General features: G+C 42.7%; 17 protein-coding genes. 14 read left to right on the plus strand and 3 right to left on the minus strand.

What is annotated here, in order from left to right:
- Nucleotides 1-580: 580 nt before the first annotated feature.
- Together SNE26_RS03535 and SNE26_RS03540 are read right to left on the minus strand one after the other, a co-directional pair.
- Nucleotides 581-1516 (minus strand): IS3 family transposase, encoded by a 936-nt coding sequence (locus SNE26_RS03535; protein ID WP_321554647.1) that lies wholly within the window; start codon nucleotides 1514-1516, stop codon nucleotides 581-583.
- Between the two features lie 8 nt (nucleotides 1517-1524).
- Complete coding sequence (locus tag SNE26_RS03540) at nucleotides 1525-1926, minus strand: hypothetical protein (protein ID WP_321554648.1); 402 nt, start codon at nucleotides 1924-1926, stop codon at nucleotides 1525-1527.
- A gap of 130 nt (nucleotides 1927-2056) precedes the next feature.
- On the opposite strand from SNE26_RS03540, the gene SNE26_RS03545 reads away from it, so the two are divergent.
- The gene (locus SNE26_RS03545; RefSeq protein ID WP_321555051.1) at nucleotides 2057-2458 is read left to right on the plus strand and encodes a hypothetical protein; all 402 of its coding nucleotides are present in this window, start codon (nucleotides 2057-2059) and stop codon (nucleotides 2456-2458) included.
- A gap of 8 nt (nucleotides 2459-2466) precedes the next feature.
- Nucleotides 2467-3402 carry an IS3 family transposase gene (locus tag SNE26_RS03550; RefSeq protein ID WP_321554647.1) on the plus strand — a complete coding sequence of 312 codons (936 nt, stop codon included), beginning with the start codon at nucleotides 2467-2469 and terminating at the stop codon, nucleotides 3400-3402.
- A 266-nt stretch (nucleotides 3403-3668) separates the two neighbouring features.
- Here the strand turns inward: SNE26_RS03550 and SNE26_RS03555 are convergent, their stop codons facing one another.
- Nucleotides 3669-5561 carry a 7TM diverse intracellular signaling domain-containing protein gene (locus tag SNE26_RS03555; RefSeq protein WP_321557996.1) on the minus strand — a complete coding sequence of 631 codons (1893 nt, stop codon included), beginning with the start codon at nucleotides 5559-5561 and terminating at the stop codon, nucleotides 3669-3671.
- A gap of 329 nt (nucleotides 5562-5890) precedes the next feature.
- Between SNE26_RS03555 and SNE26_RS03560 the strand changes: the two genes are divergently transcribed.
- The 12 genes from SNE26_RS03560 (at nucleotide 5891) to SNE26_RS03615 (ending at nucleotide 26593) form a co-directional block, all read left to right on the plus strand.
- On the plus strand, nucleotides 5891-9961 hold the full coding sequence (locus tag SNE26_RS03560; protein ID WP_321557997.1) for a two-component regulator propeller domain-containing protein: 4071 nt from the start codon (nucleotides 5891-5893) through the stop codon (nucleotides 9959-9961).
- 375 nt (nucleotides 9962-10336) lie between these two features.
- Nucleotides 10337-13357, plus strand: coding sequence for a TonB-dependent receptor (locus SNE26_RS03565; protein WP_321557998.1), 3021 nt, complete (start codon nucleotides 10337-10339; stop codon nucleotides 13355-13357).
- A gap of 19 nt (nucleotides 13358-13376) precedes the next feature.
- Nucleotides 13377-15002 (plus strand): RagB/SusD family nutrient uptake outer membrane protein, encoded by a 1626-nt coding sequence (locus SNE26_RS03570; protein ID WP_321557999.1) that lies wholly within the window; start codon nucleotides 13377-13379, stop codon nucleotides 15000-15002.
- A 55-nt stretch (nucleotides 15003-15057) separates the two neighbouring features.
- Nucleotides 15058-16377, plus strand: a complete 1320-nt coding sequence (locus SNE26_RS03575) for a BNR repeat-containing protein (protein ID WP_321558000.1) — start codon at nucleotides 15058-15060, stop codon at nucleotides 16375-16377.
- A 144-nt stretch (nucleotides 16378-16521) separates the two neighbouring features.
- The gene (locus SNE26_RS03580) at nucleotides 16522-17757 is read left to right on the plus strand and encodes a DUF2264 domain-containing protein (protein WP_321558001.1); all 1236 of its coding nucleotides are present in this window, start codon (nucleotides 16522-16524) and stop codon (nucleotides 17755-17757) included.
- Nucleotides 17758-17771: 14 nt separating this feature from the next.
- Nucleotides 17772-18878, plus strand: coding sequence for a glycoside hydrolase family 43 protein (locus SNE26_RS03585; protein WP_321558002.1), 1107 nt, complete (start codon nucleotides 17772-17774; stop codon nucleotides 18876-18878).
- A 1-nt stretch (nucleotide 18879) separates the two neighbouring features.
- Complete coding sequence (locus SNE26_RS03590) at nucleotides 18880-20733, plus strand: glycoside hydrolase family 2 TIM barrel-domain containing protein (protein ID WP_321558003.1); 1854 nt, start codon at nucleotides 18880-18882, stop codon at nucleotides 20731-20733.
- 8 nt (nucleotides 20734-20741) lie between these two features.
- Nucleotides 20742-22568 (plus strand): beta-galactosidase family protein, encoded by a 1827-nt coding sequence (locus SNE26_RS03595; RefSeq protein ID WP_321558004.1) that lies wholly within the window; start codon nucleotides 20742-20744, stop codon nucleotides 22566-22568.
- Between the two features lie 89 nt (nucleotides 22569-22657).
- Nucleotides 22658-22972 (plus strand): L-rhamnose mutarotase, encoded by a 315-nt coding sequence (gene rhaM, locus SNE26_RS03600; protein WP_321558005.1) that lies wholly within the window; start codon nucleotides 22658-22660, stop codon nucleotides 22970-22972.
- Nucleotides 22973-23449: 477 nt separating this feature from the next.
- Nucleotides 23450-24319: a zinc ribbon domain-containing protein gene (locus SNE26_RS03605; protein WP_321558006.1), complete on the plus strand. Its 870-nt coding sequence runs from the start codon at nucleotides 23450-23452 to the stop codon at nucleotides 24317-24319.
- A 388-nt stretch (nucleotides 24320-24707) separates the two neighbouring features.
- Nucleotides 24708-25274 (plus strand): sigma-70 family RNA polymerase sigma factor, encoded by a 567-nt coding sequence (locus SNE26_RS03610; protein ID WP_321558007.1) that lies wholly within the window; start codon nucleotides 24708-24710, stop codon nucleotides 25272-25274.
- A gap of 302 nt (nucleotides 25275-25576) precedes the next feature.
- A complete protein-coding gene (locus SNE26_RS03615; protein WP_321558008.1) occupies nucleotides 25577-26593 on the plus strand; it encodes a FecR family protein in 1017 nt (338 codons plus the stop codon).
- Nucleotides 26594-26684 lie beyond the last annotated feature (91 nt).

A 26684-nucleotide genomic window follows, 5' to 3' on the forward strand; every position in this document is an offset into this window, starting at 1 on the left:
ATTACTAATTGGTAATTGGTGGGGGTAAATTTAACGTGGAATAAACCAATAATGCAATAGGTTGATTGTATGTAAGTTATTGATTTTAAGATATTTAAATGGATTTTGATACGTTTTGATAACGAGAAACTCAAACGTTGAAGTGGCGTATTTACAGCGGGTTACACCCGGTTTGCTTTTGCAGCTGATACGCTTTGTGAACAAGAAAAAAAAGTGAAAATAATTTAAAAAATGACAGTTTGAGGGGATCGGGGAGGTGGTTAAAGCCTGTTTTATTATAATGGAAATGGAATTTGGGAGATGGAAAATGGGAGGGTGGCTATCTCCCTGGGGATGGAAATTCCGGCTGGCAGATCAATAGATTCATTGCCGTTGATTTTAGTCAGCAGAATTATTAGTCATGCAAAGAGGTTTTTTATTGTCGCTCGGTTTATTGTCCCTTCAGGGTCTCTCATAGATTTAAGTTTACCCACAAAATTTCCCGGCCTGAATTTCAATACGAGGCGCCTACGGAGCCGAAAAGACATTCCTTTAATGTGTCTCGTCCTAAAAAAAGTTTACATTTTATGAGATAGTCCTGTTATGTATTTACAAGTGTAGTGATGTCCTGTGATACGTTTACAATGTTAGTGTTTTTGCGATAATAGTTCTTCCACAATTTTTGAGGTAGCAAGCTTTTATCATGCACATGTTGGGGCGTTAGCAGACCGATACTGAAGTGTGGCCGGTGTTTGTTATACAACTCGATAGCTCTATCCAGTAATTGTTTTGCTTGTTGCTTATTCTCAGGCCGGTGATGCTTAAGATATTCTTCTTTAAGAATGCCGTTCATTCGTTCAGCAACGGCATTCTCTAATGGGTCACCGTTCTCGGTCATACTGATCTTGATGTATCTGTCCTGTAATAGCTTTACATAGCTTTCTGTGCAATATTGCACTCCCCGGTCCGAGTGATGTATAAGTGCCTCCGGCAATTGTTCAGGCAGGTCTTTTAAAGCCATTTTCAAGGCCTGTATCGTTTCGATCGTTTCTAAGGTATCAGCCAAATGATAGCCAACTACTTTGTGCGAATAAGCGTCCGTTATCAAACTGATGTACAAATGTTCTTCTTTTACTTTCCAGTAGGTGATATCGCTTACCCACAGTTGGTTAGGCCTGACGACCTCCAGGCTGCGTATGATATTCGGCCATCTGTTGAACCGGTGACCCGACCAGGTCGTCACATGCCGCCTGCGGCGTTTCTTTACTAACAGTCCATTAGCTGACAACAGGTCGAACAGTGCATCCCGTCCCATTTTAATGCCATGATCAAGCAAAAAAGGGTGCAGCTTTTCATAAAGCTTCCTGCCACCCATTGCCCGGTGGTCTTGGCGAATGCTGACAACCTCCTGCAATATAAGTGTATCCTCTATTCCAGATGCTTCTTGTTGCCAAAAGTGCTGATAATAGGCCTGACGGGTAATACCAAGTAACCGACATAATCGTACAAGGCTGATCCTTGTATACATGTCTTTCATCTCATGGATCACTTGGTATCCGACTTTTTTCGGATAGGAATATTAAGATCACGTTCAGCAATCTCGATCATACGCTTGTACATTTCACTGCGAAGCTGCTCATCTTCAAGCTGACGTTCGAGTTCTTTGATGCGTTGTTGTTCTTGCGACAAGGCACCTGTAGGCGGATCTTTATGGGGCTTCTTTGCGGGCAAGGATAGTGGTTTTACTGATGACAAATATCTGTCTTTTTCCGGAACTTCTGCATAACCTAACTTCTGCATCCAACGCGTTATGCCACTATGTATCTTGATATCATATTTCCTCAACAACGCCTTTTGACTAACACTGCCAGCCAAATACTCTTTGATAACTGAATGCTTAAATTCAAGTGAATAATGTCCTTTTCCATCAATAATGATCTTTTCCATGTAGTTTATTTTTGTGTAAACTCATTTCAGGACAAGACAATGTGCTATAAACACGTTGCCCCAATGGGGCTGGCAATATTTTATAACAGATTGTCTTGTCCTGAAATGAGTTTACACAAAAATAAACTACATGGAAAAGATCATTATTGATGGAAAAGGACATTATTCACTTGAATTTAAGCATTCAGTTATCAAAGAGTATTTGGCTGGCAGTGTTAGTCAAAAGGCGTTGTTGAGGAAATATGATATCAAGATACATAGTGGCATAACGCGTTGGATGCAGAAGTTAGGTTATGCAGAAGTTTCGGAAAAAGACAGATATTTGTCATCAGTAAAACCACTATCCTTGCCCGCAAAGAAGCCCCATAAAGATCCGCCTACAGGTGCCTTGTCGCAAGAACAACAACGCATCAAAGAACTCGAACGTCAGCTTGAAGATGAGCAGCTTCGCAGTGAAATGTACAAGCGTATGATCGAGATTGCTGAACGTGATCTTAATATTCCTATCCGAAAAAAGTCGGATACCAAGTGATCCATGAGATGAAAGACATGTATACAAGGATCAGCCTTGTACGATTATGTCGGTTACTTGGTATTACCCGTCAGGCCTATTATCAGCACTTTTGGCAACAAGAAGCATCTGGAATAGAGGATACACTTATATTGCAGGAGGTTGTCAGCATTCGCCAAGACCACCGGGCAATGGGTGGCAGGAAGCTTTATGAAAAGCTGCACCCTTTTTTGCTTGATCATGGCATTAAAATGGGACGGGATGCACTGTTCGACCTGTTGTCAGCTAATGGACTGTTAGTAAAGAAACGCCGCAGGCGGCATGTGACGACCTGGTCGGGTCACCGGTTCAACAGATGGCCGAATATCATACGCAGCCTGGAGGTCGTCAGGCCTAACCAACTGTGGGTAAGCGATATCACCTACTGGAAAGTAAAAGAAGAACATTTGTACATCAGTTTGATAACGGACGCTTATTCGCACAAAGTAGTTGGCTATCATTTGGCTGATACCTTAGAAACGATCGAAACGATACAGGCCTTGAAAATGGCTTTAAAAGACCTGCCTGAACAATTGCCGGAGGCACTTATACATCACTCGGACCGGGGAGTGCAATATTGCACAGAAAGCTATGTAAAGCTATTACAGGACAGATACATCAAGATCAGTATGACCGAGAACGGTGACCCATTAGAGAATGCCGTTGCTGAACGAATGAACGGCATTCTTAAAGAAGAATATCTTAAGCATCACCGGCCTGAGAATAAGCAACAAGCAAAACAATTACTGGATAGAGCTATCGAGTTGTATAACAAACACCGGCCACACTTCAGTATCGGTCTGCTAACGCCCCAACATGTGCATGATAAAAGCTTGCTACCTCAAAAATTGTGGAAGAACTATTATCGCAAAAACACTAACATTGTAAACGTATCACAGGACATCACTACACTTGTAAATACATAACAGGACTATCTCATAAAATGTAAACTTTTTTTAGGACGAGACAGATCAGTATGGCTGACCTGCCAAGCGGCCTCAGAGAGGCCACGTGTTTATAGACAAAGTTTAAAGAAATAATGGACTCTAGCGGAGTCTCGTAATCGTAACTTACCTTGTAACCGCTGCTTAGTACTCATTTAGATTTTATCGGTAAACCTAAATCTATGAGAGACCCTGAGGGAACCTCGACGTAAAGCCAAAGTCAGTAGGGAAAAAACAGATCAAATAAATCACATCACCAACACCGTCCAACCTTGTTGATCATTCTTCTTTCGCGATTTTTTCTTTTCCTGCAGCACTTTTTTTATGCGGATGGCATAGGTCCAGCAGGTGCTTTGCCGGATATCGAGCTTTTCGGAAAGCTGGTGCGATGATATGGTACCGTTAGTGCTGTAAATAAGATAAGTAAGGTAAAAAGCCTTATTAATGGGAATACGGCTGTTTTGAAATATGGTATTATGCAAGGCCGATTCTTCATAACTGCATTTGGTACACCTGCGGCTATGCGGCAGCCTTCCGGCACAATACGTTGTATTCGAGCAGCGGGTACAAATAAAACCATCTTTCCATTTTAAAGCCGATAGGAATTTAAAACAGGTTTCCTGGTCTGGATACTTGGCGCTGAATTCTTCATAACCCAGTTCTGTAGATAGAGCACGTGATTCGGTAACCTTTTCAATATTGGTTTTCAGCTGAACATTATCTTTTTCAAGTAAAACATTCATTCGTAATATTTCGCCTGCCTGCTTCTCTAATTGCAGATTGGCCCGCAACAGTTCCTTGTTTTGGTTTTCGATGATCTGGCTTTGTTGCCTTACTTCATTTGATTTTTCAACCAGTTCATGCGTGCGGACTTCAACCTGACGCTCCAGTTCTTCGTTAATCGAATCCTTTAACTGGCTGTTTAGCTGCATTTGCCTTATGGTTTCTTCATGGGCTGCATCTTTTTCTTTTCGAAGGATCCTTACCTGGTCGCCAATGGCAAATGATAACAATACCATCTCAATAATAAAACAAAAGCTGAGGCTATAGTAACTTATAGGGGCTGGTAAAAAATAGGTGTAACCAAGAGCTGTGAGTGCTTTAACAATAAAGCCCACAAACAATATCGAGTAGGCCAGCACAAAGAAGCGGGCCGGCTTGTAGCCGTTTTTATAGATATACACACCGGTAGCAAAAGCCAGCGATAACGGGATCACTTCAACAAACTTATATACAAACAACGAATTGTTGAAAATAAGGCAGTACAGAAAATAGGTAGTGCGCAGCAATAACACATAATTTATTAGCCTGTTAAACTGCGGTGCTTTTGTTTTAACCTGCAATAGCTCTTTGCTGAATATCAGGGCACAAATACTGGTAAAATATAGGGCGGCGCCGTTACCGTAATTATTTAAACCAGGCGCCCCCGGCCATAAATATTGGAACGCAATGCCATCGGCACTCATTTCGTAAAGGCCCACGCTTAAAATGTAAAATACGTAATAGAGGTATTGTTTCTTTTTAACTGCGAGGAACATAAGCAGGTTATGGAAACAAAAAATGAGGATCATGCCATAAAACAAGCCGTAGGTTAAATATTCATTAAGCGCATAATGAATAAAGTAATTAATGGTGCGGTAAACTATGATAACGTTCACCGTATTGTGCGATTTGATCCTGAAATAATAAGTATGATAGCCAGGTTTGGTATCTCCGATCAGAAACTCAAAGTTTTTATGATGAAAAAGCCTGCTGCTGAAATTAAGGTTAGCGCCCGATTCACTTTTGATATAGCCGCCTGTTGTATCAGGCATATAAGCCATTACCTCATCGGTTGTTTGATCAAATAGCTCAATGATACTGTTGTTGTTCACTGGTTCGCTAAAGTACATGCATACGCGGAACCAGTAGGTGGAGTTTTTATGGTGATTGCTGGGGTAGTATGAGCTGTTTTCGGTAAACGAGGAGCTCATTTTCTGTATATCCCGGAAAGTTAGCTTCCCCGTGCTATCCTGCAGGTATTTTACCTCGTTAAGGGTAAACTTATGTTGCTGAACAGTTTTATCAACCCGGAGTATATTTTGAGCACGGGAAGTAAGCCCCCACAGGCAAACATAAAAAACAAATAAATACTTAGTCAATGCAGGTAAATGTTTAATCAAATGTTTTTAATAAGCAGTATAACCTGCAATAATTATGCGATCACTTAAATGCATAATTATTGCATTCCCTTATTTTAAGGGTGATAACTATATACAATAAATGTTTTATTAAGAACCGGTTTATAATATCTCAAATATAATTAATTGTTAATTATTTGTCTTCAATATAGGGTTATTTTCTTTGTATATTTTGATACGCTTTTGCCGTGTTGTTATTCCTGCCGTGCCTAAACAGGATAAAATCTGCGAATGAAAGGCTGTTACATTTTAATATCTTTGGAGATAACCAGTTATTGATTACCCGGCTAATGTTTCAGCGATTAAAGGTTTTTTTGCTTATTTCTTTTTTATGTTATCCTTTTATAACCTCAGCAAAAGGCCCGGGTTTTCCGGTTAGATATTTAGGCATTGAAGATGGCCTTTCAAATAACGCCGTAACCTGTATTACGCAGGATAAATATGGCTTTATGTGGATGGGGACTTATGACGGACTTAACCGTTATGATGGCTACTCCTTTAAGGTTTTTAGGAATATTTGGGGCGATAAAAATTCGCTGGTTAATAATCACATTAAATCCATCAATGCCTGCGGCGGACGAATATATACAGGAACTGAAAAAGGGCTCATGTATTTTGATTATGCCGATTCCCGCTTTCATGCACTTTACTGTTATAATGAAAAGCATCAGCCCGTTAAAATCGGGTTTAACATCAATGAAATAGTCGCCGACCGGTCGGGTAATGTTTTCGCCACCAATGGGACATATGGCTTCCTGAAGTTTGGGAAAACAGATACCATCGGCAAGGAGATCTTGTATGATGCAAAAAAACAACGGTTTAATACCATTGCTGCCCAGATAGATAAGCAGGGCACTATCTGGGTACTGGTAAACGGGGTTGGGCTTGGCAGGTACGATGCCGCAGCTGAAAAGATAAAAATCGTAGCTCCTGAGCTGGCATATGCAGGCTGTATGACCATTGATGGAAAAGGTAAAGTAATTGCAGGCGCAGGTAATGAATTGTTGATGTATGATCCCGTTACCCTGAAAACTACGAGGCTTGATAATGGGCTCAACAAATTGATCAGCAACAATATTTTTAACCTCACCACAACAAAAAACGGCGATATCTGGATCGCAACTAACGGCGGAGGGATCAAAGTGTGGAGCCCGGCGGCCAATACCCTCACCTATATCAATGCGGGCGAAACGCCCAATAGTTTACGCAGCGGTGCCGTTGATGCTGTTTATGAGGATAATGAATCCCGGATCTGGATCGCAACCTTACGGGGTGGTGTAAACATTATTGATCGTAAGCCGGCTTCATTTCATGTATTTGCACATGATGCTTTTAATAAAAATAGCGTTATCAATAATTTTATCTTGTCGTTTTGCGAAGATAAACAGCATAATGTATGGGTTGGCACCGATGGCGGAGGGCTAAATTTCTGGAATACAAGTACCAATACTTTTACAGCCTATGTACATCAAAATATTCCGGGAGCTATCAGCAGCAATTTTGTTGTAAGTATTTTAAACGACTATACCAACAAAATATGGGTGGCAACCTTTAACGGTGGTATTGATGCGTTTAATAATGCAACCGGACGGTTTAAACATTATAGTTGCTATAACCCTGTAGATAAAAAGGAGGAACGGAATTTTTGGAAGCTTTATGAAGATTCACAGCATCGCCTGTGGGCTGGTAGCACCTGGGGAGGTGCTTTGTTCTTGTACAACCGTGGAAAAGATCAGTTTGAACTTTTTGATAACAGCCTGGTAAATATCCACGCGCTTTTTGAAGACCATGCGGGTAATTTGTGGGCGGGAAATTACAGCCGTCTCATCAAAATAGATGTTCAGCATAAAAAACACCAGGTTTATTTTATCGGTCAGGCCATCAGGGCTATTACCGATGATAATAAACACAATTTATGGATTGGTACCGAAGGCGGAGGGTTGCTTCAATATAATACCAACACCCATCAGTATAAAAGATATACCGAATCGGCAGGATTACCAAGCAACACTGTGCTGAATATATTGGTAGATAACAGCGGGAATTTATGGTGCAGTACTTATAACGGCCTTTCTAACTTTAATGTAACAACAAAAAAGATCACCAATTATAATGCATCCGATGGGTTACAAAGCAACCAGTTTAACTATAATGCAGCGCTAAAGCTGGCATCGGGAAAAATGCTTTTCGGTGGGATAAAAGGGTTCAATCTTTTCTCGCCCGATAGCATTGCGCCTTACGCACATCAGCCCCGGCTCATGCTTTCTGATTTTAAAATAAACAACGTATCCATCGAACTCGACAGTGGCTATGCGCAAAAGCTGCCGTTAAATGAATTAAAAAAAGTAACTATCCCGTTTAGCCAGGCCACCCTGAACATCAGTTACACCGCGCTCGAATACTCCTTCCCTGAAAAGATCTCGTATGCCTATTATCTTGAAGGCTGGGACCATGGCTGGAATTATGTAGGTAAACTAAAGTCGGCTTATTTTTCGCGCCTTAACGAGGGTACTTATATCCTTAAAGTCAAAGCCACCAATACAGAAGGGCAATGGACGGCGGCACCCATCACCCTTAAGATAATTGTTCTGCCTCCCTGGTATCGCACCTGGTGGGCTTATTTAATTTATCTGTCGTTAATAGTTGCCATAGGTTACGCGTTTTACAGGTACAGATTAAACCAGGCCCGGCTCAGGTTTAAGGTGAAACTGGCCAACCTGCAGGTGGAGAAAGAAAAAGAGCTTAACGAAAAGAAGCTGACTTTTTTTACCAATGTATCGCACGAGTTCAGGACGCCGCTAACACTTATCATTAACCCGATAAAGGATCTCCTTAATCAAAGCAAAGGCAATACCGAAGAGTTGAGCACGATATACCGCAACGCGCGCCGCCTGCTGGGTTTGGTTGATCATTTATTGCTTTTCAGAAAAACGGAAAGTGAAAATGCATCGCTAAAAGTGAGCAAATTAAACTTTGTGAGCTTATGTAATGAGGTTTATTCGTGCTTTATTCAGCAGGCCAAAATTAAACAGCTCAATTATAGCCTGGAAAGCGGCACCGAAAGCATTGAAGTATACGGCGACCTGGAGAAGATCGAAATAGCCCTGTTTAACCTCATCTCAAACGCTATAAAATTTACTCCCGACCGTGGTACTATTCATATTATTATTGAACAGGACGACCTTCATGTGTATTTTAAAATAAGGGACAGCGGCATAGGTATAAATGCCGAGGCCGGCGACAGGCTGTTTGATAAATTTTACCAGGCGAAGGATAAAAACTATTTCCGCAAAGGTTTTGGTATAGGTTTATACCTGGTTAAGGTTTTTATTGAAAGTCATAAAGGTAATATCAACTACTTCAACAATCCTGATGGCGGTACCACTTTTGTGCTTAAACTGCCAAAGGGTAAAACCCATTTTTCCGGGGATGCTATAGTTGACGATATGGTGCCGGACTACACCTATGTGAATGAGCTTATTGATGGTGATAGCAAAGATGTTATCCCGGAAGAAGGGGAACTGGCTGCATTAGAGTTATTCAGTTCGGCCAGGCATACACTTATGGTGATTGATGATAATGACCAGATCCGTTCATACATCAAAAAGATTTTTACGCCGGGGTATAACGTAATCGAGGCCCAGGACGGTACCACAGGTCTTGAATTGATTAAAAAACATATCCCTGATGTAATTATAAGCGATATTGTAATGGATGGTATCAGCGGGCTTGACCTGTGCCGGATTGTAAAGGAAGACCAGGCCATAAGCCACATCCCCGTTATACTTTTAACCGGCGATACAACGCCGGATATCATGTTAAAAAGTATAGAGGAGGGCGCTATTGATTTTTTACGCAAGCCTTTTGATAAAGAACTCCTTATTGCACGGGTAAAAAGTGTATTGCGCAATAAAACCGAGCTTCAAAACTATTTTTATAAGGAAGTTACCAAGAAAAGCACCGGCCGCAGTATCTCGCAGGAAAACAAGGATTTTCTGAATAATTGTATTTCGGTGATTGAGCATTACTTTGCCGATGACCAATTTGATGTATATGTGTTGGCCAAAGAGATTGGCATTAGCTATGCAACCTTATTTAAACGACTTAAAAACATCACCGGGCAGTCGGTTAATAATTTTATCCGGTTTGTGCGCCTGCGCAAAGCTGCCGAATTATTGATCCAAACCAATTGTAATGTTAATGAAGCCGCGTTCCAGGTTGGCTTTAGTGATGTAAAATATTTTCGCGAACAATTCTTCAAACAATACGGCATCAACCCGTCTGATTTTATCAAAAAACACCGCGCCAGTTTTCAAATTTCGTATCGTATGAACGAGTTTGAGAAAAACTCCTCCAAATAAGCCCTGCCTTGATCAGGGTAGTACGCCATCGCCGGAAAAGCTTCCCGGAAAAAATAAAAGTGAATTTGACACTTATTTTTTGTCGTATTCTGCAAAACCCGATAAAATGGCGTGTTTTTGTACATTTTGACCCCTGTAATTTATAGTTTTACCCCTCTCTCGCAAAGCCAAATTACGCTTATTTCGTTTCAACCGACAGGCAATAATCAGCACCAATGTTTTATTGCCGGCAATTCATAAACTAAAAATTAATACAATGAAAGTTTCAAAAATGCACAGTTGGAGTGTATCCGCTGTGGTGTTAAATCGCCCTGGGTAAGCACTGGACGCAACCCCAAAATTCAAATAAAATAAACCCTATAAACCAATTAAATTATGAAATATAGATTTACTCATTTAAACAGTTTTTCCGTATGGCTTTTGATGATCTTGCTGGTGGGCATAACTCAAATAGCAAACGCGCAAACAAAAATTAATGTAAAAGGCGTTGTAAAAGATGCCACAGGTAGCGCGTTGCCAGGAGCAACGGTAAACATCCAGGGCACAACCCAGTCAACCACAACTGATGTTAACGGCGCTTTTAAAATTGAAGTTGCCGAAGGTTCCACACTAAGGATCTCTTTCGTGAGCATGGTTACTAAAAGCATTGTGGTTACTAAAAATACTATCACATTGAACGTAGTACTTGACGATAGTAACAAGCAGCTTAATGAAGTTGTTGTGGTTGGTTATGGTACGCAAAAACGTTCGGATGTTACGGGTTCGGTTGTATCGGTTCCTAAGGCGCGGTTATCACAACTGCCGGTAACTAACGTATTACAGGCTTTAGAAGGAGCCGTAGCTGGTGTAAATATCACAACATCCTCTTCTGTTCCCGGAGCTCAACCACTGGCCGGTGTGAGAGGCCAAAATTCAATCAATGCAGGTACAGGCCCGTACGTAGTTGTTGACGGTATCCCGCTTAGTAAAAGCGGGGGATCATTAAACGATATCAATCCTAATGACATTGCCTCGATGGAAGTACTTAAAGATGCTTCTGCGGTCGCTATTTACGGTACTAACGGCTCAAATGGTGTAATCTTGATCACCACAAAAAGAGGTAATACAGGCAAACCGGTGATCCGTTATAATGCTTATGCCGGCGTTGAAAATATAGCCCATATGCTTGAGCCCCGTGATCCCGCTTCATATATTCAAAAATATGCCGATTATATGTCGCAAACAGGGCAAACACAAACCAGCCCCGTACCTAATTATACCGAACTACCAAACTATACTGCCGGTAAAACCATTGACTGGATAAAAGAAGTTACCCAAACGGGTGTTATGCAGGACCATAACCTGAGCATCTCCGGCGGTAGCCCTGATACCAAATACTATGTATCAGGTGATTATCTGAAACAAAAAGGTGTATTAAAAGGCTACCAGTATAACAGGGTAAGCATCCGTTCAAATCTTGATATCAATGTAACCAACTTTTTAACGGTGGGCATGTCATCCTATTTCGCCAATAATAATTATGATGGAGGGCGCGCAAACCTGTTAAATGCAACTGCCATGAGCCCATATGGTAACGAATATAATGCCGATGGTACGTACGCTATTTATCCGATGAAGCCTGAGCAGTTATATGTTAACCCATTATTAGGCCTGACTACCGATCAGATAAACCGTAGCGTAAATCTTAATGGTAATGGTTATGCCGAGGTGAAATTTGGCGGCGTTTTAAAAGGACTAAAGTATCGTTTAAACGCGGGTTATACTTACCTGCCAACAAGGCTTGATAGCTATAGCGGGCGTTTGGCAAATACTCCACTCGGTGCAGCCAGCGCTTCCAGCTCTGAAACAAATACGTACACCATCGAAAACTTATTGTATTACAATAGAGACATTGGTAAGCACCATTTTGATTTTACCGGCTTGTACAGCGCTCAGCGTCGCAGATATTTTACCTCAACTGCTGCTGCTACAGGGTTTGTTAATGATGAACTTTCATTCAATAATTTAGGTGCAGGCGCTACCCAAACCGCAACTTCATATTCGGACAGGTATGCCTTAAATTCGCAAATGGGACGTGTAAACTACTCATATGCTGGTAAATATTTGGTTACTGTCACCGCCCGCCGCGACGGTTCGTCTGTATTTGGGGCTAATACAACCAAGTATGGTGTATTTCCGTCAGCAGCTTTAGGCTGGAACATTGACCAGGAAAGCTTTCTTAAAAACTCAAAACTCATTAACGCTTTAAAATTAAGGGGCTCCTATGGTAAAACCGGTAACGAAGCTATCAACGTTTATCAAACCATTACTACCGACGGAACTGTACGGTCTCCATTTAATGGTGTAAGTACCATTGGTGTACAGGCGAGTAATTTAGGTAACAGTAACCTCCACTGGGAAACAACTACAGGGGCTAACATTGGTGTTGATTTTGCTTTGCTGGGAAGCCGTATTAACGGTTCGGTTGATGCATACAGTACTCATACTTCAGGATTATTGTTAAAAAGGAGTCTGCCGCTTATAACAGGTTATTCAAATGTTTGGGACAACATAGGCAAAGTAGCAAATAAAGGCTTAGAAGTTAACCTGAATACACGAAACATCGCCGGTAGAGATTTTCGTTGGGAATCAAATATAGTTTACGCACTAAATCGCAATAAAATTGTAGATCTGTATGGCGATGGTAAAGACGATTTGGGAAATCGCTGGTTCATTGGCAAACCTATAAGCGTAATTTATGATTACAAAATGACCGGCGTTTGGCAAACAGGCGAGGATGCTTCCAAACAGGATCCGGGAGCCAAGCCTGGCGACCTAAAATTTGCCGACATTAATGGCGATGGCAAAATTACTGCCGATGGTGACCGCGTAATACAAGGCCAGACCGCACCAAAATGGACTGGTGGCATAACCAATACATTCCACTATAAACAGTTTAACCTGAGTATATTTATCCAGACAGCGCAGGGAATGATGCGCAACAACACCGATTTAAATTATGCTGATGAATCGGGCAGAAGGAATACTCCTGCCGAAATAGGCTATTGGACACCAACTAACAACAATAATTCATTTCAATCTTTGGCATATACCAATACGCGTGGTTATGGTTATCCGCGAGATGCGAGCTATACCCGCATCAAGGACGTAACACTAAGTTACGTGGTAGGGCAGAACATACTTGATAAGCTGCATTTGAATGGCCTAACATTTTATGCGAGCGGCCGTAACCTGCACACCTTTACCAAATGGATAGGCTGGGACCCTGAGCAAACTTCTTATACCAGGGGTACCTCAAATTCGGGGCTTAATCAATCAGCATTTGCATCCGATTGGACCAATAACTATCCTGTAACGCGCACTTTTGTTTTCGGCGCTAATATTTCATTAAAATAAACTGATAAAACATAAACACATGAAAAAGTATTCGATCATATTGGTTTCAATATCAGTGCTTATTACCGCATTTGCATCCTGCAAAAAATCATACCTTGATGAAAAACCATACTCATCATACACTCCGTTAACACTTACCGATTCATTAGGTTTTGAAGCTGCCGCAGTTGGACTCTACAATTACGAAAGCACCATTTTAACATATTCAAGTGCCCAGGGTTGGCCAAGTGTTTGGCAGGTAGGCACTGACGTGGCTAATGCTACAGCCAACCAGCAGGGTATTGAAGTCCCTTATTATAACTATGCCCAGCTTACCTCAACAGATGGCGCCGCCAGTTATATTTGGGGCAAATACTATGCGCTAATCAACAATGCCAACGCTATAATTGATAATGCCGAAAATCCGTCGACAACAAAAATAGGAGCAGTTGGTAAAAAACAGGTAGAAGCTGAGGCTAAGTTTTTCAGGGCGTATGCGTATAATAATTTGGCAACCCTGTTTGGCAAAGTGCCACTGATCACAACTCCGCTTACTACACCAAAAACAAATTTTGTACGCGCGTCCCTTGATGATGTAAATAGCCTGATCATTAGCGATCTTACATATGCCAGTGCCAATCTGTCTGACTTAAATGGTCCTGGTAATGTTAAACTTAATGTTCAGGGTAAACCAATTGGTCGCGCTAATAAATATATGGCCATGCAGCTTTTGGCCGAGGTTTACCTGCGTACCGGTAAAAATGATTTGGCCGAGCAACAAGCACAGGCCGTTATTAGCAGTGGTAAATTTAGCCTGATCAAAGCCCGTTATGGTGTAAGGGCAAGCGGTGCAGGTGATTATTATTCGGATATGTTTGTGTATGGTAACGAAAGACGCGCGCAGGGCAATTCTGAAGCTATTTGGGTACTGGAACAGGAAAATCCAAGCTCTGTAGTTGGTGGCAATACAGATAATGCCCAGCAACGCAGGGTTTGGGGAGCTGCTTACTACAATATAGCAGGTTTGTTGCCATGTGATACATTAGGAGGACGCAGTATAGGAAGGTTAAGATTAAGTAACTGGGTACTATATGGCCTTTATCCTAACGGGGATATGCGTAACTCGCAATACAGTATTAAAAGGCGTTACTATTATAACGATCCAACAAATGCCAAATATGGGCAAGTAGTGCCATTTACCGGTCCGGATACTTTATATAAAATCTGCCCGAGCACAACCAAATGGGGTGCATTTGACCCTAATGATACGTTTGGCTATGCCATGATCAAGGATTTTATCATGATGCGTTTAGGTGAAACCTACCTGCTGCTTGCCGAAGCACAGTTTAAACAAGGCAAAACCGCCGATGCTGCTGCATCGATCAATGTATTAAGGACAAGGGCCAACGCACCGCAGGTAACTGCTGATCAAATGACACTTAATTTTGTGTTAGATGAACGCGCAAGAGAACTTATCGGTGAGGAAAACCGACGCCAAACCCTGATGCGTACCGGAACATTGGTTGAACGTTCGTTACGCCTGAATTCGGGCGATGTACAGCACCCTACAACCGGGCTCGCAGCTAAGAATTTATTGCTGCCAATCCCGCTGTCTGAAATTCAGCTGAATAAAGATGCGGTGCTGGAGCAAAACCCGGGTTATTAATTAAAACACAAATAAAAAGTAAGGGCAATATTGATTGCCCTTACTTTTACTTTTTATGAAGCTATACCGTTTAAAATACCAACTTTTACTATGTATCCTGTTTTGCGGTGCTGCGCCTGCAATGGCGCAAAGCACTAAGGTAACTACCAATACCATAGGCCTGGGATGGGCAAATAACTCGGTTAATACGGTTATATTCCGCAAAAACTCGCTCGTTACCTTTAAGGGCGAACAATATGCCGCCTATTATAACAACCACCAGGTATTGATGTTGGCTAAAAGAAAAAGCAGCTCGGCCAACTGGCAGGTTGCCACAACACAATATAAGGCTGACGCAGCCGATGCCCATAAGGATATCAGTATTATGGTTGATGGTGCCGGCTATTTGCATGTTGCCTGGGGCCACCATAACCAGGCTTTAAATTATGCTAAAAGCATTAAGCCCGGCAGCCTTATTTTATCAGATCCGCAAAGTATGACGGGAGTTGGCGAAAACAGGGTCAGCTATCCCGAATTTTATCGTTTACGGGGCGGCGACCTGTTATTTGTTTACCGCGATGGTGGTTCGGGCAATGGTAATCTGGTGATGAACCGATATAGCATAACCTCACAAAAATGGGTTAATGTACAGCAAAACCTTATCGATGGCGAGGGCAAACGCAATGCCTACTGGCAAATGTGCATTGATAAAAAAGGAATTATCCATATTTCATGGGTATGGCGTGAAAGCCCGGATGTGGCAAGTAATCATGATATGTGCTACGCCCGTTCAAATGACGGGGGGGGAAGCTGGGAAAAATCAACCGGCGAAAAATATGCACTTCCAATTAATGCTGCCAATGCAGAGTATGCTTGTAAAATACCACAGCGCAGTGAGCTCATCAATCAAACATCCATGTTTGCCGATGATAAGGGCAATCCTTTTATTGCTACCTATTGGCGCGATAGCAGTTCAGCAATACCGCAGTATCATATTGTTTTTAAAATCGGTGATAACTGGCATTTGGCCAATCTTGGTTTCAGGAAAACGGCTTTCACCCTCGGTGGAACGGGTACAAAACGTATCCCGATATCACGTCCGCAAATAATAGCCTGGAACAATAATGGAAAACAATCAGCAGCGATTGTTTTCAGGGATACCGAGCGCGGCGATAAAGTTTCTGTGGCTATAAATAACGATCTGAAAACAGCGAACTGGCGGGTTAATGATTTGACAACCATATCTGTAGGCGAATGGGAACCAACCTATGATACCGAATTATGGAAGGATAAAAAGATTCTTAACCTGTTTGTACAGCAGGTAACACAGGTTGATGGTGAGGGTAAGGCCAACATGGCGCCCACCAAAGTACAGGTATTGGAATGGAAACCCTGAAATTGGAAGTCTTAAACCCTAAGTCTCAAGTTGAAAGTCTTAAGAAAAGTATTTAGAAAAAATGACTGAAGACTTGGAACTTTCGACATAATACTTTCAGCTTGGAACTTAAATCAAAGCGTAATAAACAAATAAATAGTCCGGATGAAAAAGCTCATAGTTTATTTTATACTAATAGCGATGCCCTTTGGTGTGTCTGCCCAAAGCAAAAAAAATACAGCAAAGTTATCTGACAGGAAATTGTGGTTAAACTACATGGATAAAGTAGCACGACCGGTGATCAGTAACCTTGCAGCCGATCAGCTTAAAAAAAAAATGCCCATGCTGGTATCCGACAGGATCGACAATAAGGAAAGCCGGATCAAAGTGGGTTACCTCGAAGCTTTTGGACGTACGTTGTGCGGCATAGCGCCATGGTTACAATTAGAGGGCGGTGATCCTGCCGAAGTAAAGCTTCGTGAGCAATACAGGGCCTGGGCTTTGAAAGCTATTGCAAACGCGGTTAATCCGCAGGCTAAAGACTATCTGCAATGGAGCGGTGGTCAGCCATTGGTTGATGCGTCATTTGTGGCTTTTGCATTGGTAAGGAGCCCCTGGCTATGGGAACATCTTGATGAAACTATTAAAAAACAGGTGGTTGAAGTAATGAAGACTACCCGCGCAACCGTGCCGGTTTACTCAAACTGGATCCTGTTTTCGGGAATGATAGAAGCGTTTTTTTGCAAGTACGACTTGGGTTACGACCCGGTAAGGGTTGAATTTGGCATCCGCGAATTTACCGAGCATTGGTACGTTGGTGACGGCTTATATTCGGATGGGATGAGCTTTCATCTTGATTATTATAACAGCATCGTGATCCACCCCAACCTGAGCACCATATTGGAAGAGGTTAATGCTAAAAAGAAAACTTACGCGCGTGAGCAGCAGCGCGAACTGGCCGTTGGTCAGCGTTATGCCGAGGTGCTCGAACGACTCATTAATGCCGATGGAAGTTACCCGGTTATAGGGCGGTCAATAGTTTACCGCGGCGGTGCATTTCATCACCTGGCTAATATGGCCTACAAAAAACAACTGCCTGCAAGTTTGAAACCTGCACAGGTAAGATGTGCGCTAACCGCCATGATCAAAAAAACGCTTGGTGCACCTCAAACCTTTACTGCTGATGGCTGGCTTAATATGGGTTTATATGGCAAGCAGCCCGGCCTGGCCGATTTTTACATAACAACCGGCAGCCTGTATTTCTGCGCCACAGTTTTTGTGCCGTTAGGCTTGCCCGAAACTGATCCGTTTTGGGCCGATGCAGATGAACCATGGACTGCCGTTAAAATCTGGAGCGGCCAGGATGCACCGGCCGATCATGCACTTGATATCAGAAAATAATACAAACATCTTATATGAAATATTATCGCTTTTTATTGCCGGCCTTTTTGCTGTTAAGCGTCATTGGACGCGCGCAAACTAAATTAACCAGTTTTAACCCCGGCGCTATTTGGCCCGATGACAAAGGGATACACATTAATGCCCATGGTGGAGGCATTTTGTATAATAATGGGGTTTATTATTGGTTTGGCGAACATAAAATTGCCGGCGATGCCGGCAACAGGGCAATGGTTGGGGTTCATTGCTATTCGTCAAAAGATTTGTATAACTGGAAGGATGAGGGGATCTCGCTGAGTGTTTCACCCGATACCGCAAATGATATAGCAAAAGGCTGCATTTTAGAAAGGCCCAAAGTTGTCTATAACAAAAAGACCAAAAAATATGTAATGTGGTTTCACCTGGAGCTATTAGGCAAAGGCTACAGCGCTGCCCGTGCTGGAGTTGCCGTAAGTGATAAGGTGACCGGCCCGTATAAATTCGTTAAAAGCTATCGTCCAAATCCGGGGCAGATGCCGTTTTACCCGGCACTTACTCCCGGGGGAGATAAAATAAACTGCATTAATCCGGCCCATGAAACCGATAAGTTTTTTTGCCGCGACCTGCCAGGCGGCCAGATGGCCCGCGACATGACCGTTTTTGTTGATGACGACGGCAAAGCTTACCATGTTTTTTCATCCGAAGAGAATTATACACTTGATTTGGCAGAACTTACACCCGATTATACCGGTCACACCGGCAAGTTTATTCGCATATACATCGGCCATCAAACCGAAGCACCTGCCTTATTTAAACGCAACGGAGTTTATTACCTGATAGGTTCGGGTTGTACCGGCTGGGCGCCCAATGCTGCCCGTTGGTTCAGTGCAAAATCCATCTGGGGGCCGTGGACTTATCACGGTAATCCATGCCAGGGGCCGGATAGCCAAATCACTTATGGCGGTCAAAGTACCCATGTATTGCCTGTGGCCGGTAAAAAAGATGCGTTCATCTTTATAGCCGATAAATGGACACCTAAAGATGCTATTGATGGCCGTTACCTGTGGCTGCCTATCAGCTTTAAGGGCGATGACATCGAAATAAACTGGGTAGATAACTGGAACCTTGATGTTTTTAAGAAATAACATGAGAAATTTCATAAGCTTATGCTGCCTGCTGTTCATTGCAGGTACAGTTGCTGCACAGGATAGCCTCATTACCAATATCCAAAGCCGTAAATCGCTTGATCTGAATGGCAAATGGCAGTACATTGTTGACCCCTACGAAACCGGGTTTTATGATTACCGCTACAAGGAGCTTAACGAAAAAAATGGTGATGCTTACTGGAATAGCGGCATCCCGGCTAACAAAACTGAGAAGAAGGAGCACGGTTACATTGATAAATATAGTATTGACGTACCCGGCGACTGGAACCATCAAAAGCCCGAGTTTACTTACTACGAGGGTACTATCTGGTACAAAAAATCATTTGACTATGTAAAATATGCCGATAACAGCAGGCAGTACATCTATTTTGGAGCTGTAAATTATCGTGCTGATGTGTATTTGAACGGCAAAAAGCTTGGAATGCACAAAGGTGGTTTTACACCCTTTAACTTCGAGGTTTCGGCGGGGCTGCTTAAGGATAAAGATAATTTGCTGGTTGTTAAGGTTGATAATAAACGCTACGCCGATGAAGTACCCACTCTTAATACCGACTGGTGGAACTACGGCGGTATTACCCGCGATGTAAAACTGGTTGAAGTGCCGGCCACCTATATCCGTGATTTTTTGATCCAGCTTAAAACGCCTGTTAATGGTACAGCTCCCGCTAAGCAACCGGAGGTAAGCGGATGGGTTAAACTGAGTGATACTCCGCCAACCGGTCAAAATATCACTGTACAAATACCCGAGCTTAAGTTTAGTAAGCAATTTGCTACCACAGGAGCACTCACACAGGTGAGCTTTAAATTGCCAAAGGTGCAGCTATGGTCGCCAGAAACGCCTAAGCTGTATAAAGTTATCATAAGTTCCGGTGCCGATAAAACAGAAGATAGGATAGGGTTCCGCACCATTGAGGCCCACGGTCCGCAGTTATTGTTAAATGGCAAGCCTGTATTTTTACGGGGGATCTGTATCCACGGCGAAATACCACAGGATGTACGGAGAGCATACAGCCAGCAGGATGCCGAACAATTGCTAAATCAGGCGCATAAGCTTGGCTGCAATATGGTAAGGCTGGCGCATTATCCTCATGATGAAAAAATGACCCGCCTGGCCGATTCGCTGGGTATTATGGTTTGGTCGGAGATCCCGGTTTACTGGACGATTGATTTTGGCAATGCCGCGGTGCTTGAAAAGGCAAAGGTTCAGCTCAATGAAATGATCACCCGCGATCATAACCGCGCCAGTATAATTATCTGGTCGGTAGGCAACGAAACACCAGTAAGCCCAACCCGCACCAATTTCATGCATAGCCTTATTATTAAAGCCAAACAATTGGATAATACCCGCCTGGTATCGGCTGCGCTTGAGGTAAACTACAGTTCGGGTAAAGATTTGAATGTGGTGGATGACCCGCTGGGCGAGTTTGTTGACCTTGTTGCTTTTAACGAATACCTTGGCTGGTATGGCGGCCTGCCCGATAAATGCCGCACCACAAACTGGAGCACACCTTATAACAAACCGTTGTTTATCAGTGAAACAGGGGCCGAAGCTAAAACCGGCTTTCATGCCGACTCATTGACCCGATTCAGTGAAGAATACCAGGAATGGTACTTTAAAGAGCAGGTAGCCATGTTTAAGCGGATGCCTGCAAATTTTGTGGGGCTGTCGCCATGGGTAATGGCCGATTTCCGGTCGCCAAAACGCAATAACCCCCTTTACCAGGAAGGCTGGAACCGCAAGGGCCTTTATGATGACAAAGGCAACAAAAAGAAAGCATTTTATATTCTTCAAAACTATTACAAACAAAAAAGCGCGGAAGCGTTGAACCGATAGCCACCACAATGAAAAAAACTATTATATCCTTTTTAACATTTTTAAGTCTGGGCATAACCGGCTTCAGCCAGGCACCCAAACATACCTTTGCATTAGGCGATGCGGCTTTCCTGCTTGACGGGAAACCTTTCCAGATGATTTCGGGGGAGATGCATTATCCCCGCGTACCGCGTGAGGCCTGGCGAGCCCGCATGAAAATGGCTAAGGCCATGGGCTTAAATACCATAGGTACTTATGTGTTCTGGAACCTGCACGAGCCGCAAAAAGGCAAGTTTGATTTTACCGGTAACAATGATGTGGCGGAGTTTGTACGTATAGCCCAGCAGGAAGGCCTGTGGGTAATCCTTCGCCCAAGCCCGTACGTATGTGCAGAGTGGGAATTTGGAGGATATCCTTACTGGCTGCAGAACGAAAAAGGCCTTGAGGTACGCAGTAAAGAGGCTCAATATCTTAAGGAGTATCAAAGCTATATTAAAGAGGTTGGCAAGCAATTGGCCCCGCTGCAGATAAATCATGGCGGTAATATCCTGATGGTACAAATCGAAAATGAATATGGTTCGTACGGCAGCGATAAAGAATACCTGGGCATTAATCAGAAGTTTTTTAAAGAAGCCGGTTTTGACGGATTGCTATATACCTGCGATCCGGCACCCGACCTGGTGAACGGTCATTTGCCCGGATTGCTGCCCGCCGTTAATGGCCTTGATAATCCTGCAAAAGTAAAGAAGATCATCAATGAGAATCATGACGGCAAAGGCCCGTATTATATTGCCGAATGGTACCCGGCCTGGTTCGACTGGTGGGGAACTGCTCATCACACCATCCCGGCCGAACGTTATGCAGGCAGGCTTGATTCTGTACTGGCAGCTGGCATCTCTATCAATATGTACATGTTTCACGGCGGCACAACCCGTGCGTTTATGAATGGCGCTAATTTTAAAGATACCTCGCCTTATGAGCCGCAGACAAGCAGTTATGATTATGATGCGCCGTTAGATGAGGCGGGTAACGCTACACCGAAATTTATGCAGTTCAGGCAGGTGATTCAGAAGCATTTACCTGCCGGTATGCGATTGCCCGATGTGCCGGCAGCTAAACCGGTAATTACTATACCAGCTGTTAAACTAACACAATCGGTAAGTTTATTAAATACTTTACCGGCAGCTAAAGAAAATATTACGCCGCTTACATTTGAAGACTTGCACCAGGATTATGGTTTTGTACTATACCGCACCATTTTAAACGGAAGCAAAAGCGGACAGCTTAAGCTTAAAGAACTTAGGGATTATGCAGTGATCATGATCAACGGTAAAGAAGCAGGCACGCTTGATCGCAGGCTTAACCAGGATAGCCTTTACTTAAAACTCCCGGCAGGTAAAGTAACGCTTGATATTTTGGTAGAAAACCTGGGCAGGATCAATTTTGGTAAGTATCTTTTGCAAAACAAAAAAGGGATCACCCAACAAGTGCTTTTAAATGGCAGGGAATTGCAACACTGGAAAATGTATTCGCTGCCGTTTCATGATTTAAACGCTGTTAAATTCTCCGGGGCGAAACAAAATGAACAATCGCCGATGATAAGGAAAGGCGGCTTTAAGCTGGATAAATTGGGCGATACCTATCTTGATATGAGCAACTGGGGTAAGGGTGTGGTATGGGTAAACGGCCATAACCTTGGCAGGTACTGGGGCATTGGCCCGCAGCAAACTTTATACCTGCCGGTTGAGTGGTTAAAGAAAGGGTATAATGATGTTGAGGTGCTTGAATTGTTAAAACCGCAGCAAGATCAGTTATCTGGAATTGATAAACCTATATTGGATGTGGCAAAACCATAAATAAAAGCTAAAAGCAGAATGCACAAAGCTAAAGCTTTTGATTGCTGTAGCTAAAGTAATTAACAGACTTTTAATAAATATCATTGATAATGGCAAGAGTAGGATTTAAAATGAAACTTCACGAAGGCCGGGCCGCCGAATACAGGGCGCGGCATAATGTCATCTGGCCCGAGTTAAGCAGTTTGCTTAAGGATGTTGGGATCAGTAATTATTCCATCTTTTTAGATGAGGATACGCACTGGCTTTTTGGTGTGATGGATGTTGAAGATCAGGAAGCCCTTGATCATTTGCCCGATAGTCCTATTATGAAAAAATGGTGGGCATACATGGCCGATATTATGGATACAAATGCCGATCATTCGCCGGTAAGTATATCTTTGAAAGAAGTGTTTTTCCTGGCATAGCGTAACAATGTTGCTTCCGGAATAGCTGTCATACAGCTATTCAAAAACAAAAAAGCGTCATTAACGTCTCATCAGAGTCTCTCATAGAGGACTCTAATGTATGCGCCATGCAGATTCGCTGTTCTGTTTAGTACGCGGTGAACCTCAGGGTCCTCTACGAGAGGCCCTGAGGAGACACAAGCTGTCCGAGAACAAAAAGAGGCGTCATTGCGAAGAACGAAGCAAGCCCCGGCTGGCAGATCCACTCTGTATAGATTGGGATTGCTTCGTTCTTCGCAATGACGCTTTTATATTATATTAAAAGCCATTTCTGTTGTTTTGCCTTCTCTTAACATTATCCTAACATGAAAATAGTATATCGCTTTGAGAGGTTATTGCGCTGAAGATGCAGATTTTTTGCATGCGCTGATTTTGTAAAATACTGCTGTGCAAGCGGAATTTCAGCCTGAATTATTACATTGGTCTCGTAAATTATTTATGGAACTTGAAAACTTATCCAAGTGTACGAATTGTGGCGCCCCGTTGGTGCAGGATGCAGCAAAGAAATTAAAATGTCCCTACTGCGGCAGTGATTATCTTACACCGTCCGCGGAACAGGAAATAACAGCCCCTACCAGGAGGCAGGACATTTCGGTAAGCCAGGCCGAACCTCAAAACAATAACGGTGGTTATTTCGTTGCCCTGCTGGTAGTGGTCATGGTGATCATAGGAGGCGCGCTTATAGCCAATAATAATGCTCCGGGGGATGTGAAGTATGCTGATTCTTTAGTAACGGATACGACCAGGAATGATACCACCGTTGCCGAAAGTTCGAAGAAAGAGGAAAACCCCTATAAACCTATCCTGGATGCATTGAGTGGCATCCAAATCGACTCCCAGACATTTAAAAAACTTTACCGGAAGGCATACAGGAAAGCGGATAAGTTTACAGGCAATATAGAAATAGCTGATCAAAGTTCGCCACGGTACGTCAATATCAATGGTTTTTATATTTATATTATGAACGATAGCTCAGGCCCGATGCTTCGCTTTGCTACGCAGTATGTCTCCAATGATTGGTTATTTATCAATGAAATGATCATCAACGCAGACGGGGAGAACTCCACGTTGACCCCGGAATTTAAAAGGGACAGCGGGGATGGTTCGATCTGGGAATGGTGCGATATGAGCGTTCCGGATGAGAATATTCCGATGTTGGTTAAAATTGCCGGCGCGAAAAAGGTAAGCCTGAGATATTCGGGCGATAAGTATTACCAGGTGGTAAAGGTTACCGCTAAACAGCAGGCGGCTATAAAAAGAGAATTGCAGCTTTATAAAGGCCTGTTGCTTGGGTATAAAGGACATTGAATACAAATGGGCGCGCTAAACTAAAAATGAACTGGAACCGGGTGTATGACAAAATTGAACGGGACTGCCTTACAAGTTCAGTTACTTTTGCTTTCGATCCATTGCTGGAATTCTGCCGGTCCGCCTTCTTTTCCTCAACCAAAACATTTGAACCTGTCTTTGTATCGAAAGTTGTAAGGGTTGTGGTTCTTGGGGTCGTGGGTTCGAGCCCCATTGCTTACCCCAAAGCCTCTTAGAAGCTGTTTAAAAACGGTTAAGTAAAACTGCTATATCCCGTTCCTCACAATGATGCTTTATATTATATTAAAAGCCATTTCTGTTGTTTTGTCTTCTCTTAACATTATCCTAACATCGCAGTCTTACATTTGAGGCAAAACAACTCTTTGGCATGTATCCTGCACTTACTGATGAAGCGTTGATGGGGCTTTTACAGCAAAGCGATCCCGTTGCCCTTGAAACACTTTTTAATCGTTATTACAAAACTTTATGCCAGCTGTGCGCGGTGTACACTAAAGATTATACCATTGCCGAAGAGATTATCGCAAATCTTTTTATTAAACTTTGGGATAACCGCGATACAGCCATCCTCAATATAAAGAGCTACCTGTTTGTGGCTGCAAAAAACCTCGCCTTAAATTATATTCAGAAAAAGAAAGATCCTGTACATTCTATCGAAGACATCGACCTACAGGGTTATGTGTTGAAAGATAGGGATAACCCTTTTAAAATTCTTTCGGGCCGCGAATCGTACAATAAAATACTCAGCCTGATTGATACCTTGCCTGCCAGCCAAAGGCAGGTGCTGCTCATGAGCCGGATAGATAACCTTGATAAAAATGAGATAGCTAAAGTTTTGGGTATTTCTGTACGTACCGTTGAAACCACACTTTATCAATCTATCAAAAAGCTTCGTCAGCTGCTAAAAGGCCAGCACAATTTTACTTCTGAGAGTTAATGTGAGTTCTGATTTAAAAATGTCATTTCGACGAACAGGAGGGATTGTGCTGTCGGAGTGAGGAGAAATCTTCTACACCGGGCTATGAACTCTGCAAAATTGTCGTTTCTGACGTAGAAGATTTCTCTTTCGCCCCGGGTACCCGGCCCCCGCTGCTCAATCGAAATGACAATTTTTATTAATTGGGCTTAATTTTCCTTAATCGAACTTGTATGGTGATTAATGATTTCTTAATGTAAACTTAACTTTTTTCGATACGTACCGGCTACGTAAAATCAGTCTTTATTGCAGAGACAGATTTAATGGAAGATAATAGTTACCGCTTAATAGTTGAATATTTTGAGAAAACCATCAGTGATGATGGCTTAACGCAGTTACAGGAATGGATTGAGGAAAACCCGGAAAACCTTGCCCAGTTCAGTGAAACCATCCAGATCCTGGAAGCATCCAAAACCTATTTTAAACAGCCCGAACATACTGAAAACAGCTGGGCGAGGATCAATGCTCATATAACCCAATCTCAAATATCTGTAAAAGAACGCGGTCCTAAATTTAACTGGATAGCTTATGCTGTCGCTTGTGTGCTTATTTGTACTTCGGGCTGGTTTGGTTACTTCTATTTTAAACAATCGCCGGCCTCGGTTTATGAAGAGATCAGTAATGCCGATGGTAAGCATTCTAAAATACAACTGCCCGATAGCTCTGTAGTTTATTTGGGCGGTGGGAGTAAACTTAAGTATGCAAAGAATTTTGATGGCGAAAAGCGCGACGTAATGCTTGACGGTGAAGCTTTTTTTGATGTGGTTCATAAAGCTAAACCTTTCGTGGTAAAAAGCGGCGACATTACCACAGTAGTACTGGGCACTTCATTTAATATTAAAGCTTACCTGGCCGAGCATAAGGTAGCTGTAACCGTGCAAAGCGGCAAGGTTGGGGTAATGGCCAATGGGCAGGGAAAGCCCCAAATGGTCAAATACCTGGTGAAGAACGAGGAGATTAGCATCAATACCCAAAACGGCATTTATACTTTTAATAATATCGATGCATCGGCAGTAAGCTCGTGGATCAATAATGAATTTGTTTTCTACAATACAACTTATAATGAAATAGCAGCTTCGCTTCAGCATCATTACGGTGTTAAGATCAGGTTCACAGAGCAGGACCTTGGTAATGTAAAGCTCACGGCTAAATTAAAGGGAATGACATTGACAGATGCCATGGAAACCCTTAGCGCGTTATCCGGGTTAGGCTACACGCAAAAAGGCGATCAGCTATTTATTTCAAACAATAATCAAAAAGGAGGGAGCATCATGAAATAGTATTTACCCGGCTATTGGTAAAAGCCTGGACGTTGCTGGTAACAACCCCAGGCTTCAGATTTTGACAATTTAAACTCACGGTTAGACAAGT

Source organism: Mucilaginibacter sp. cycad4 (genome assembly GCF_034263275.1).
Lineage (GTDB): Bacteria > Bacteroidota > Bacteroidia > Sphingobacteriales > Sphingobacteriaceae > Mucilaginibacter.